The following is a 13,206-nucleotide window of genomic DNA, read 5'->3' as shown; positions in this document are numbered from 1 at the left end:
GTGCAAGGAGGCACCATGCGTTTTTCTCTGCTCCCGCCAGAATCCGGTTCCGGCGGCGTTCGTTTTCTCCGGCTCATGCTCCTTATCTGCGTCTTCATTGGCGTAGGCTGGCTCTACACAAAGCATTTTGACAACACTATCGAAGAAATTCAGGCCCGCGCGGATTTCAAAGACAGCACCGGGCAGCTCTCCCGGCAGCAGAAGAAGGACATTCGCGAACTCGCCCAGATGATCGAAAAAGAGTACGGCATCACCGTTCGCATTGATATTTCTGACAAGCCCGTCGACATCCCTCAAAAACTCGACAACAGAACACTCTACGTGGGTGTGAACACCGCGACGCAGGATGCCCGCTTTCTCTTCCCTCCGCTCATGGCTCGCGCCCTTGGCCCGGAATATCCCGCCAAGCTTGCGCAGCTCATGAAGGAGTATTTCGCCCGCGACAGCTGGCCCACTGGCATTCTCAAGGCCCTTGCAACCCTTTGGGAAGACCTTGCATCACTCAACACAACAGGACCACAATGAGCGATAAAACAATCATTCACACCGACGGCTCCGCCCTCGGAAACCCCGGCCCCGGCGGCTGGGGCGCCGTCCTTCGCTACAAGGACAACTACAAAGAAATTTCTGGCGGTTTTAAGAATACAACCAACAACCGTATGGAACTCACCGCCGTTATCGAAGCTCTCCAGGCCCTGACCCGGCCCTGCGACGTCGTCCTCTACTCTGACTCAAAGTATTTTCTCGACGCTATCCGGAAAGGATGGCTCAAGAACTGGCTCAAAAACGGCTGGAAAACCGCCGGTAAAAAGCCCGTTAAGAACAAAGACCTTTGGCAAAAAATTATCCCCCTCATCGAAAAGCACTCCATTCAATATGAGTGGGTCAAAGGGCACTCCGGGAACCCCGACAACGAGCGCTGCGACATCCTCGCAAAAGAAGCCGCTCAGCTCCCCGGACTCCCTAAGGACCCTGGATTTACTGAATAAGCGAGGATGGGTTGGCGGGGACTCTGTCCCCGCACCTCTGCAAGGGGCGCTTGGGTGGGCGGGGTTATTGGGACGCTGTCCCAAACCCTGCAAGGGGCGCTGCCCCTTGACCCCGCCCAAGGACGAGGCCCTTGGGAATCCCGCTATCGCCCAAAATTAAAGGGCCGGATGTGTGAAAGCCGTTGGCTTTCCCTTACATCCGGCCCTTTAATTTTGGCCTAGTGGCGTTTCCCGATTGCGTGTTCTTCTGCCTTTTTCTGCCGCACTTATTTTCTTTTTGAACGCTCGCGTTCAGAAAGAAAATGGTGGCGAACGCACGAGAAAGAGAAGAAGCCGCTTTAGGCAGCCCCAACAAGTTTAAAAACCGTCCAAGCGAAGCTTGAACGGTTTTTAAACTCGATGAGGATACGTAAGGGAATCATTCCCTTACGCGGGGGTTTGGGGGCTGGCCCCCAATTTCCCCCACCCACCCATCCAGCACTACCGCGCTGGGGCAGGCCCCCAAATCTTCCCTCACCCGCCCATCCAGCACTCACGTGCTGGGGCTGGCCCCAAATCCTCCCGCGCCCAATTGCTAAGCTACGCCATGCTGCGCAGCTCCTGAATCAAGCCTTGCAGTTCGTTAGCGCGATGAGCGATAGCGCGGATAGCGCTAGCAGACTCTTCGGCACCAGCGGCGGTCTCGTTGGAGACCTGATTAATTTCGTCAATGGAGTGATTAATCTGCTCAGAGGCAGCAGACTGCTCTTCTGCGGCAGCGGCGATACTCTGAGACATCTGCGCTGTTTCGTTAACTTTCTCAACAATACTGGTGAGCATGTCGCCAGCTTCGCGAGCGTGCTTTACCGTCGCGGCGAGGGCTTTCTCTGCAACGCGCCGCTTCTCGACAGAATTCTGAACAGAATCCTGAACTCCAGAAATAGCGTGCCCGACTTCCTGAGTGGCAGACATGGTCTTTTCTGCAAGCTTGCGCACCTCGTCAGCAACGACGGCAAAACCGCGTCCAGCCTCACCAGCGCGAGCGGCTTCAATGGCGGCGTTGAGGGCGAGAAGGTTTGTTTGATCTGCAATGTCAGCAATCACATCCATAACCTGCCCAATGGACTGAGCTTTTTCACTCAAATCATCCATAACGGCAGAAAGTTCATGCGTGCTGTCTTCAACATCAGCAATATCGGCGACAGTGTGGCCCACACGAGCCTGCCCTTCAATGGCGTCATTACGACTGTTCTCGGCATTCTGTGCTGCATGAGAAGAATTGCGGGCAACTTCCAAAACAGCGGCAGCCATCTGCTCCATTGCTGCGGCAGTTTCTGTGACTTGCGTCTGCTGAGAATCTGCGCCCTTGGAAGTCTGCTCAACCTCGGCAGCAAGCTGTGAAGAGGCAGTCGACAAGGAGTCAGCTATTTCAGAAGACTGCGCGGCAACGTCCTGAATCTTGGTCAAAATTCCGCGGACATGCTGCTCTTCCTTCTCTGCGTTGTGACGAGCTTCCTCAGCAAGCTTGGCCTGAGCCTCGGCCTCATCACTCTTCTGGTGTGCCTCTTCCATCGCCTTCTTGATGCTCTCAACCATGAGCTGAAGATCGTGCCGAAGCGCCTCAAACTCGCCAGCTAAAGTCACACGCGATACAGCGCGGAAATGCCCCTTGGTCACTTCTCGAGCACAGGTCTGGAGCTGCTCCAGCGGGTTGGTAATGGAACGAGCGACAAAGAAAACAAAAATAATCAGAAAAATTGTTGTGCCAATGCCAGCAGGCAAGGCCATCGCCAGAACACTGTGGGAGACATGCACTTCACGAAGCGCAGCAGCACTTGCAATGCTCTGAACAATAGGCTCAACCTTACGCGCCACAATAATATTTTCATTCAGGCTCGAATCCTTGAGCCGTACTTTCTGAACGAGCAGATCAAATGCAGCTTCATGCTCGCCCAACATCTCGTGAAGCTCGGAGTAACTGCGAGCATCGACCTTTGTAGACGCCCCCAGACCGGTTTTCACCGCATCCATTTCCTGCCGATACTTTGTCAGAGAAACATCGTCACTCCACAAAATGAAATTCTTTTCTGCACTTCTGGCTCGCATCAGCGTTGCATAAATGTCGTCTGCCTCAAGAATACGAAGCCGGTCCTGCATCTGCCTGAAATTTTTGCGAACCTTTCCGCGTAAACCTTCAAGGGCAGAAAGGCCAAGTTCCTGCTCTGTTGCAACAATCTTGGCCAAATTCGAATCATACTGGTTGACCAAGAGCAAAGCACTCTGGACCTGATCCGCCATAGAGCTATCCAACTCAGTAATCTTGGCGAGGTGCGCCTTCAGTTCTTCAACTTCTGTTTGCGCTTTTTTGTACCAGACAACATCTTTGCGCAGGAAAAAGTTCTTTTCCTGTCGCCGAGCCTGCAGCATAGAAATAAGCGCGTCAGAAGCCTCTGATTCAAGTCTTGAAGCGGCCTGCATATGATTGCCACCCAAGATACTAAGTGCAAGCAATGCCCCTAGCCCCATAACTGCGACAATGCTAATTATAACTAATTTTGTTTTTACCTTCATAGCCCCTTCCTCTGGTCTATTTAGATTTTCATCACGACGTGGTGTAAAACTTGACGTAATACAGACAGATTTCACTCCATCTTGTTCAACTCATCAATCGATACAACCGATAGAGTACAGAAATCAACAGTGTTTCACGCTCTGTATATACAAAACACAGACTACAAAATAAGATTTTCTATCCTTCAAAATTCGTTTTTTCCAAGCCTCATGGCACCCAAAACAAAAAATCCTATTGCCTTTCAAAAAAAATCTCTCTCTAAAAAAATTTCTCTCTTCATCTGTTTTTTTACAGAAAATACCCTCTCAACACTTCTTGCCTTCGCTTTTTCCCCACACAAGCAAAAGCGTTCACAGGAGCGAGCCACTGCACTCCTAGTACATCACTCCGGATTTTCTCAAAATTTTCTCCCTTTACAGGCACAAAAAAAGGGAGCCTCAGCTCCCTTTTACTCTCAAATTTTGATGTATTTTACCCTAGTCCAAGCGAGTTTTTCACATACGAGTAGTCTATGTTTGCGCTCAAAAGTTGTGCGCCCTGACGTATTTTTATTGTATCCCGAAGTTTATGCCGGGACAGAATAATCTCCATTTTTTTGGCGACCGAGTATGTGTCGGCCTGTGCCAGCACTACCGGAATTTCCAGCGCCTGCGCCCGCTCCAGAACAATTTCATTCGGACGCAGGTTTCCCGTCAGCACCAAGCACGGGCACCGACCTTCAAGCGCGACAAGTTGCACGTCCGAACGATCACCACCTACAATAACTGCCGCATTTCGGTTCCGGCGGAAGTGCGTCATAAAATTTTCCACCTGCATCGTTCCAATTAGGAAACTTTCAATCACTCGCTCAGACTTTTCCCGCGCGCAAATCAGCTCACCGTGCAGGCGTTCTGTCAATTCGCCAACCTGTATGGCCCCCATCAGCGGATCCTTGGGAATCACCCCCAAGACTTTGACCCCGCCCTTTTCCAGGCATGGACGAACCATGCTATCAACTTCGTCTCGCGCCGCACGTGGAACATCATTCAGAATTACACCAACCAGCGCGTCTCCCAGCGTCTCTTTCATCACCATCAGGTAATCGTATTTCAGCTCCTGCTGGAAACGATCTATTATCAAAGTTTTCAGCCCCAATGTCTGAATCACTGATATTGCGTCAACATTACAGTACTTTCCAGAGTACATACTTCCTGAGCCTGCAACCAGCGTCACATCCTTCCCCCGGTTCACCAGCTCGTAGCTGTCTCGTATCTTCGCCATCAAATCGCCGCACTGCCCTGTAAACGCCTTGAGCTTAAACTCTTTCGTGACCAGAACCGGCGTGATCGAATCCGGCTGTTCATTAAGCCCTAATAAATTTTGCACGCACAGCGCATCTTCATCCCATGCCGCACCCTCGTACTGCACCGGCATCGCACCAACTGGCTTCATATAACCAATGGTATACCCATCTTTTTGGAGCTTTAAACCAAGCCCCATTACAACCATGTTCTTCCCTGAAAAACCCGATGTAGATCCTATATATAAACCCGGCATCTCGCCTCCCTATCTCTGCTCTGAACATCATGCCCCTTTTACCATTCACTTTCTCCCCCTTGCATAGCACACCACATCCCTAACGCACAACGTAGCAGTACTGTTTGAACACTCACCCAAAGAAATCCGCGCGTGGGTGGGCGGGCGGGGACTCTGTCCCCGCACCTCTGCAAGGGGCGCTGCCCCTTGACTCCGCCCAAGGACGAGGCCCTTGGGAATCCCGCTATCGCCCGAAATAAAAGGGGACCGAAATGTGATGAGAGCTACGCTCTCCTCTCCATTTCGGTCCCCTTTTTTTCGGCCTAATTAACTAAACGTGCGTTCTTTTTCTTTGCGCTCCACTCCTTTCTTTCTGAACGCTCGCGTTCAGAAAGAAAATGGTGGCGAACGAACGGGAAAGAGAAGAAGCCGCTTTAGGCAGCCCCAACAAGTTTAAAAGCCGAGCAAGCGAAGCTTGAACGGCTTTTAAACTCGATGAGGATACGTAAGGGAATCATTCCCTTACGCGGGGGTTTGGGGGCTGGCCCCCAAATTCCCCTCCCGCCCATCCAGCCCTCACGGGCTGAGCAGGCCCCCAATATTCCCTCTCCTTCCAAAGCGCTGCTATTTGGGAATATGCTGTAACTTGTTGCCGGGGCGCATTTTCAGTACAGTGCGCGAGCCAGAGCACAGCTACAAACAAAATCTGGTGAATGAAGGAAGTTTTACATGTTCAGAACAGTGTTCTTTTATATTGCATTTTTCCCTGTTACACTTTTTTACGCACTTGCGATCAATCTTTTCCCAAAGACGGCAACGGCGAATTCTGTTCGTTGGTCGTCCTTTCTGTTCTGGGCTGCGGGCATCCGGATTGAAGCTGATTTAGAAAACATCCCAAAGAGCGGCCAATTCATTTTTATGGTGAATCACCTGAGCCAGCTTGATATTCCTGCACTGATGATCAAATTAGCTCAGTGGCAGGTTGGGTTTATTGCAAAAGAGTCTCTTTTTACCATCCCACTTTTTGGTCGATGCATGGAACACCAGGGGAGCATCCCGGTGGACCGCACCAATCCCCGCAAGGCGATGAAAAGCATTAATATTGCAGTCAAAAAGATCAAAGCGGGCCAAAATATTGTTATTTTCCCTGAGGGGACCCGTTCGACAGACTTTAGCCAGCTGCAACGGTTCAAAACAGGCGGCATGATACTCGCACTCAAGACAGGGCTTCCAGTTATTCCGATCGTCATAGACGGAACGGGTGAAGCGCTAGCCAAGGGGAGTATCCGTGTCAGCAACAAAAAGACAGTCCGCCTGCGAGCTTTGCCTCCCATTGAGACACAGGGACGCTACACACTGAAGGATAGAGAAGCCTTCGGACAAGACCTGCACGAAATAATGAGTGCGGCATATACGGAGCTACGTAATGGACGCTAAAAACGTAACCCTTACTCCTCTTGGGGGTATGGGACAAATAGGCATGAACTGCATGGTCATGGAGACAGACGACTCCATGGTCCTGATTGACTGCGGTCTCATGTTTCCGGAAGACACGCTGTTTGGAATCGACGTGGTCATTCCGCAGTTTGACTATATTATTGAACATAAGGACAAGCTGAAAGGCATCATCCTGACCCACGGTCACGAGGATCACATCGGTGCACTGCCGTGGTTGCTCCAGCACCTTTCAGCACCTGTTTTTGGTTCAGAATTTACTTTGGCACTGCTGGAAAGCAAACTGCTGGAGCGCGACCTTCTGGACAACGCAGAAATGCATGTCGTCGAAGGCCACGACCGAATCGCACTGGGTGACTTCACCGTCACGTTCTTCCCGGTGTGCCACTCAATCGTTGGGGGCTTTGGCCTTGGCATAGAAAGCCCGGCCGGACGCATCGTGCACACGGGTGACTTCAAAATTGACCGCTACCCACTGAACGGTGTGGCAACAGACCTTGATGGTTTCCGCCACTTCGCAGAGGAAGGCGATATTTCGCTGCTGCTTTCGGATTCGACCAATGTTGAGCGCGATGGTTTTGCGCTGACCGAGCGGGAAATCAAAAATTCCCTGCACGATATCATGGAAGATCATGAAGGCCGTATTCTGGTCACCCTGTTCTCCAGCCATATCCAGCGAATGCAGGAAGTCTTTGAGCTGGCCGAAAAATTCGGTCGTAAAGTCGCAGCCAATGGCCGAAGTCTCGTCAGAAACATTGAGCTTGCCCGTCGGCTTGGCTACCTGCGATTCAAGGAAAGCACCTATATTTCTCTGGACGATCTCCCGGCATATGAAGACTCGGAAGTACTGCTGCTGGTTACAGGCTCACAGGGCGAGCCACTGGCCTCACTGTCCCGTATTGCCAGTGGAGAACACCGCCAGCTCTCCATCCATGAGGGCGACCTCGTGCTGATGTCCTCCAGCTTTATTCCGGGGAATATTCTGGCAATCACCAAGGTCATCAATAACCTGTACCGGCTGGGCGCAGAAGTGCTGTACGAACGGGTGCAGGCAATCCACGCCTCTGGTCACGCCCATGTGGAAGAGCTGAAAATTATGCTGGAGACCATCCAGCCCAAATTCTTTGTGCCTGTGCACGGCGAATACCGACACCTCGTCAAACACTCACGCCTTGCAGTGGAATGCGGTGTTGCCCCAGAGCGAAGCTTTGTTCTGGAAAACGGCGACCCCATCACCCTGCTTGGAGAAGGTGGAGTCCGCCTTGAAGAGGCCGTTCAGGTCAACCAGATTCTGGTCGACGGCAAGGGTGTTGGCGACGTTGGACAGACCGTGCTGAAAGAGCGCCAGCTTCTGGGCGGCGAAGGCATGGTCATCGTGACGCTGGTCGTTGACGATGAGACAGGAGAAATCATCGTTGGTCCAGACATCTCGTCCAAAGGCTTTGTCTTTGAGCAGCAGTTTAGCCACCTGCTGGAAGATGCAAAATGCATCGTGCTGGACATCTTCGAAAACATCCCTCCGGGGGAAACCGACCGCCTGAAAGAGCGTATTCGTTCCTCACTGCGCCGCTTCTTCCGAAGAGTCATCGAACGCGACCCTGTGGTTGTTCCACTGGTCATGTCCGTCTAAAAACACAAAGCCCCTGCATTTCATGCAGGGGCTTTTTTCGCTAAATAACTGCGCTTGCACACTAGAGCAAAAAAAGCATAATCACGTCGTAACCAGTCCAAAGCTGCCAGCCAGCGCAGCCCATCAAAATCAAATTGTTGAGACCATGAAAAAGAGGAAGCACAATGCGCTTCTTTTTGCGGGTGTCCAAAATGTGCCCCGTAACGTAGCCGATGAGAAGAAACGGAAGCATCAGGAGAGCACCATAAAAATGCTTTTCTGTCAGACCGGAATAGCTCCAGAAAAACCGCGCCAGCCCCGCCCCGCCAAGCATTCCAAAAAACCAGATGCAGCAGGCAACCTTGCCCCAAAAGACATGGCGCCGCCACTGAAAACGAAGACGCATCTTTGCATGAAGCGCGAGACTGCGCTTTATCCCTTCCCATAAGACATACAGCCCGACGAGTGTTGCCAACGCCTGAAAAACAGGATGAAACCACAGCACGATGCTCCTCCAAAAATCTTAGGTCCCCAGCAAAATTGCCAAGAGGAACAGGGGGAGAGAAACATTAAGCCACCTGAACGCCAGCCCAAGCTGCCGCCAGACACCCGCACAACCAATCCCCACGCCACATAACACAGCAACGGCACTTATCCACGGCGCAGAGTTTGGCAAATGCAGCGCAAAGGGAAGCACTAAAGCCGCGACGAAATACCCCAATATCCACAGATGAATGAGCGACCGAAACTGCCTGCTCCCAAGCCGAAAATGCGGCAAAACAAACCCCGCCCGCTCGTAGTCTGCCCTGTTCTGCTCTGCCAAAAGCCAAAAATGCGGAACCTGCCACAAATAAAGCATCACCGTCAGCATCACGAGTGAGGGGTGAAAAAAAGCTCCGCCCCCCAAAATCCATCCCAGCGCCGGTGGTAAAGCTCCCGGAATGCCCCCCACAAGGAGCGCAAGTGCTGTCCGCTTTTTTAGTGGAGTATACAGCCCATTGTACAAAAGAGGGATGGCGAGACACAGCGGAACAACCCGAACTCCTCCAAGCAACAGGCTGAGACCAAGACCAAGAAAAAAAAGTCCACAGCCAAAGTATGTTCCGGCCATTGGGCAAAGCAAACCAGTGACCAGAGGACGCTCGGCGGTCCGCAGCATCAGGCTGTCCTGCTCGCGCTCCTGAACCTGATTTAGAACGGAGCATCCCGCGCACAAAAAAAACGCACAGCTTGCCGCAAGAAACACCTCAAAAGACAGCTCTCCACGAGCAAGGATAAAGCCACACGCGCAGGCCACGGCGACCATAAAAGAAACCCGAACACGCAAAAGTTGCTGGATCTGAGCCATTACTTTGATGGCGGCACCCCCAGAGTTTTTATCCAGTCGATAAGCGCCAAAAGCTCTTCTTCACTCAAGGCGTCATAGGCAGGCATCAACTCACCATAGCCCTTGGTGAGTAATTTCTTTGGATTCAGGATAGAGGCACGAATATACGCGTCATCTGCCACGACAGACTTTTCTGCTCCATCTTCAACGACAACACGCATGCTCCCGTACAAACCACGGAAACTTGGTCCTGCGACGTCGCTCCCATCCGTTGAATGGCAACTCAGACAGCCTTGATCCTCTGCGACCTGCCGCCCAAGACTGGCATCCCCAACTCCCTGATTTGCCATCCAGTTCACCATACGCAAAAGTTCATCCTCTGGAATGACTCCTTCATATGAAGCCATAAGAGCCTCATAGCCCTGAACCAACTCTTCATTGGGGTACAGTATGGCCCGGCGCAAATAGGCCTTGTCTGCGATCTGTTCTTTTTGTGTCCCATCAGGCAAAACCAGAATCCGCGTCTTGCCATAAATGTTGTACAGCGTTGGCCCCACGCCCTCACTCCCATCCAGGGAATGACACGAGGTACAGCCATATGTTTCAAACAGGGCCTCATCCCCCTTTCCTTCCTCATCCAGCTCCCCGGCCAGCCAGCTCTCGTACTTTTCCTCTGGCACCACCCGCACCGTCGACAGCATGTTGGCGTGCTTTACTCCGCAGTACTCCGCACACAAAATGTCATAGTCGCCCTGCTCCTTTGGCAGAAACCACGCATAGGTCTGCATGCCGGGCACGGTATCCCTCTTGAGGCGAAATGCAGGCACATAAAAGCTGTGGAGCACGTCGCGGGATGTCATGGTCAGCTTGATTGGTGTTTTTTGTGGCACATACAAAATGTTGCTTCGCCGCCCATTCCCGTACTCAAAATTCCAGCCCCACATGTACGCTTCGACCTTCACCTCCAGCGCATTCTCTGGCACCGCCCGCAAAGCCTGATAGCTGTCCCATCCAAACCAGAACATTCCCACAGCAAGGACTGTCGGGATAATGGTCCACACGACTTCCAGCCACCAGCTTTCACCCTCATGCTCTGGCTCCGGGTGCCTGCTGTGATGATAGCGCCAGACAAAAAAGAGCATCAGGGCCGTCACCAGCACGAGCACCACAACTGAAATCCCAAGAATAAGCAGGAATGTTGCGTCAACTTTTGCGACAGCATCAACGCTTGTGCTCATAAGCAGCCCTACCTGTACGCAACGTCAAAAAAGGTAAACCCAATAAAAATGGCCAGAACAGCACAGGCGATCAAGACCATCAGGCCCATGACACGAGACTCGTAGCGGAGATGCATAAAAAACAGCACCACAAGCGCAGCCTTGCAGGTCGCGACGCTCAGCGCCACGGCCACATTGGCAAAGCCCAAGTCAATGCCCGCCACGTACACCGTAATAACAGTCAGCACCAAAAGCAGTATCCAAACCGTCACCAGCCCCTGATAGCGTAAAATCGGAAGTTCACGTCCTTCCTGCATAGCGTTCTCCTTAGGCCACAAGGTAAAACAGCGGAAAAAGATAAATCCACACGATGTCCACGAGGTGCCAGTACAGACCTGCGTTTTCCAAGGTGACCGCATACGCAGGAGTGACCCGGCGCAGGTGAATAAGCCAAGCCACCCAGATCAGCACAAAAATGCCAATGCACACATGAATCGCGTGGAGTCCGGTCATGGCGTAATACATGGAATAAAAAATGGCTCGCCCGTCGTTTTGCATGAGGTCTGGCGCCCCCGGGAAAATGCCATGCGAAATTTTCTCATGCCACTCAACCCCCTTGATAACGAGAAAGGCACCCGCCAGCACCAGCGTTGCGCTCAGGTACTGGAGACATCGCACCCGCTCGCCACCGCGCAGGGCCGTCACAGAGCAGGCAACACAAAGACTACTCGTGAGGAGCACAACAGTATTTGCAGCCCCCAGCCCCACATGCAGTGTTTTTCCTCCTGCGTGGAAGGCATCAGGAAAGCGCGAAAAATACACCGCATAGAGCAGAAAAAGCCCGCCAAAGAGCATGAGTTCTGTAAACAGCAAAAGCCACATGCCCATGCGTGCCCCAAACTCATCGTGGTGCTGGTCAAGGTGCATCATCAGGCGTGACCTCCGTGTAGTCATAGGGCCAGCGCACAGAGTCCGGCGGCGTTTCAAAATTATGCCGCGGCAAAGGCGAAGGGAGGGTCCACTCTAGCGTGCCAGCGCCCCACGGATTTGCTCCTGCTTTTCGCCCTCGCAGCATGCCAACGAGCAAATTCCCCAGCATCAGAAAAACAGCAGCAGCAACAACCCACGAGCCTACCGTGACGATGACGTGCAGCGTCGTATATTGCGGCAGATAGTCGTAGTAGCGTCTCGGCATGCCCTTCATGCCAAGCACAAGCATGGGCATATACAAAATGTTTATGCCCAGCACGAGCAGGACAGTGCTTACATTGGCCCACTTAGAATTATACCGCCTGCCGCAAAGCTTGGGAAACCAGTAGTGAAGCCCTGCAAACAGGCTCAGCATGGTTCCGCCAAAGATAATGTAATGGAAGTGCCCGACGACAAAGTAGGTGTCGTGGACATGGATGTCCGTGCCCGCAGCTCCAAGGACAAGTCCGGTCAGTCCTCCGACCAGAAAAAGGACAATGAAGCCCAGCGCAAAAATCATAGGAGTTTCGAGGCGGATAGAGCCTTTGTACAGGGTCGTCACCCAGTTAAAGACTTTAATAGCCGAAGGGATTGCGACCACAAAGGTCAAAAAGGAAAAGACCAGCACAGCCGTGTCGCTCATGCCGCTTGTAAACATATGGTGCGCCCAGACAAGCGAGCCAACAAAGGCAATAAGCAAGCTTGTCAGGGCCAGCATGGTATATCCGAAGATTCGTTTTCTTGAGAACACAGGAATGATTTCGGAGATGGTGCCCATTGCGGGCAGGATCATGATGTACACGGCCGGGTGGGAATAAATCCAAAACAGGTGCTGGTAGAGTATGGGATCGCCTCCTCGCGCCGGGTCAAAGATGCCAAGCCCCAGCACGCGCTCTGCCACGATCAGGAGAAGGGTTATGCCCAGAATTGGCGTTGCCAGCACCTGAATCCATGCTGTGGAATACAAAGACCAGACAAAAAGCGGGAGTTTGCCCCACGTCATTTTTGGGGCACGCAGGCGGTGGACTGTCACGATAAAATTCAGTCCGGTCAGGATAGACGAAAATCCCAGCACAAACGCCGCGCTCACGGCCAATCCGACATTTGTGCCTGTTTTTGTGGAGAAAGGGACGTAAAAGGTCCAGCCTGTATCTGGTGCGCCACCTCCGGTAAACAGCGAGCCTAGCGCCATCAGGCCGCCGATCATATACATCCACCACGACAGGCAGTTCACCCGAGGAAAAGCAACATCTTCTGCCCCAATATGCAGGGGGAGCATAATATTTCCAAAGCTGGCCGGAATGCTTGGGATAATGACAAGAAAAATCATCACCACGCCATGCACCGTAAACATGGCGTTATAGGTCTGGGCATCCATCAGGGTTGCTCCCGGTGCAATCAGTTCCAGCCGCATCAAAAGGCCTATGCACAGCCCCAGAACGAACATGATAAGCACGCCCCAGAGGTACATGACCCCAATACGTTTATGATCTGTTGTCAGAAGCCACGAGCGCAGCAGACTCTGCCCCGGGACGCGGGCAGTAAAACTTTCAGACATGGAGCACCCCTCTTTC

At 52.3% G+C, this 13,206-nt stretch carries 12 protein-coding genes; 4 read left to right on the top strand and 8 right to left on the bottom strand.

From position 1 onward, the window contains the following. Positions 1-15: 15 nt before the first annotated feature. Together B5D23_RS01105 and rnhA are read left to right on the top strand one after the other, a co-directional pair. Positions 16-525 carry a hypothetical protein gene (locus tag B5D23_RS01105; protein ID WP_078683546.1) on the top strand — a complete coding sequence of 170 codons (510 nt, stop codon included), beginning with the start codon at positions 16-18 and terminating at the stop codon, positions 523-525. Continuing rightward, positions 522-989 carry a ribonuclease HI gene (gene rnhA / locus B5D23_RS01100; protein WP_078683545.1) on the top strand — a complete coding sequence of 156 codons (468 nt, stop codon included), beginning with the start codon at positions 522-524 and terminating at the stop codon, positions 987-989. Before B5D23_RS01105 ends, rnhA begins: the two co-directional genes overlap by 4 nt. A 579-nt stretch (positions 990-1,568) precedes the next feature. Here rnhA and B5D23_RS01095 read toward each other — a convergent pair. Further along, complete coding sequence (locus B5D23_RS01095; RefSeq protein WP_078683544.1) at positions 1,569-3,539, bottom strand: methyl-accepting chemotaxis protein; 1,971 nt, start codon at positions 3,537-3,539, stop codon at positions 1,569-1,571. A 472-nt stretch (positions 3,540-4,011) separates the two neighbouring features. Next, positions 4,012-5,076, bottom strand: coding sequence for a phosphotransacetylase family protein (locus B5D23_RS01090; protein ID WP_078683543.1), 1,065 nt, complete (start codon positions 5,074-5,076; stop codon positions 4,012-4,014). Positions 5,077-5,784: 708 nt separating this feature from the next. Between B5D23_RS01090 and B5D23_RS01085 the strand changes: the two genes are divergently transcribed. Both B5D23_RS01085 and B5D23_RS01080 read left to right on the top strand, forming a co-directional pair. Beyond that, positions 5,785-6,492, top strand: coding sequence for a lysophospholipid acyltransferase family protein (locus B5D23_RS01085; RefSeq protein ID WP_078683542.1), 708 nt, complete (start codon positions 5,785-5,787; stop codon positions 6,490-6,492). After that, positions 6,482-8,140, top strand: a complete 1,659-nt coding sequence (locus B5D23_RS01080; RefSeq protein WP_078683541.1) for a ribonuclease J — start codon at positions 6,482-6,484, stop codon at positions 8,138-8,140. The genes B5D23_RS01085 and B5D23_RS01080 overlap by 11 nt, the downstream gene beginning before the upstream one ends. A gap of 61 nt (positions 8,141-8,201) precedes the next feature. Here B5D23_RS01080 and B5D23_RS01075 read toward each other — a convergent pair whose 3' ends face one another. The 6 genes from B5D23_RS01075 to ctaD are packed head-to-tail and all read right to left on the bottom strand — an operon-like array spanning position 8,202 to position 13,190. Then, on the bottom strand, positions 8,202-8,624 hold the full coding sequence (locus tag B5D23_RS01075) for a hypothetical protein (RefSeq protein WP_078683540.1): 423 nt from the start codon (positions 8,622-8,624) through the stop codon (positions 8,202-8,204). Between the two features lie 18 nt (positions 8,625-8,642). After that, positions 8,643-9,467 carry a UbiA family prenyltransferase gene (locus B5D23_RS01070; RefSeq protein WP_078683539.1) on the bottom strand — a complete coding sequence of 275 codons (825 nt, stop codon included), beginning with the start codon at positions 9,465-9,467 and terminating at the stop codon, positions 8,643-8,645. Then, positions 9,467-10,684: a cytochrome c oxidase subunit II gene (gene coxB / locus B5D23_RS01065; RefSeq protein WP_078683538.1), complete on the bottom strand. Its 1,218-nt coding sequence runs from the start codon at positions 10,682-10,684 to the stop codon at positions 9,467-9,469. Before coxB ends, B5D23_RS01070 begins: the two co-directional genes overlap by 1 nt. Before the next feature lie 8 nt (positions 10,685-10,692). Further along, positions 10,693-10,980: a cytochrome C oxidase subunit IV family protein gene (locus tag B5D23_RS01060; RefSeq protein ID WP_078683537.1), complete on the bottom strand. Its 288-nt coding sequence runs from the start codon at positions 10,978-10,980 to the stop codon at positions 10,693-10,695. A gap of 10 nt (positions 10,981-10,990) precedes the next feature. Continuing rightward, positions 10,991-11,593, bottom strand: a complete 603-nt coding sequence (locus tag B5D23_RS01055; RefSeq protein ID WP_078683536.1) for a cytochrome c oxidase subunit 3 family protein — start codon at positions 11,591-11,593, stop codon at positions 10,991-10,993. Then, complete coding sequence (gene ctaD, locus B5D23_RS01050; RefSeq protein ID WP_078683535.1) at positions 11,580-13,190, bottom strand: cytochrome c oxidase subunit I; 1,611 nt, start codon at positions 13,188-13,190, stop codon at positions 11,580-11,582. Before ctaD ends, B5D23_RS01055 begins: the two co-directional genes overlap by 14 nt. Positions 13,191-13,206: the final 16 nt, after the last annotated feature.

Origin of the sequence: Desulfobaculum bizertense DSM 18034, assembly GCF_900167065.1 — a bacterium.
In the GTDB taxonomy this organism is placed as follows: domain Bacteria; phylum Desulfobacterota; class Desulfovibrionia; order Desulfovibrionales; family Desulfovibrionaceae; genus Desulfobaculum; species Desulfobaculum bizertense.
This window is presented reverse-complemented; position numbering and strand designations above follow the sequence as displayed.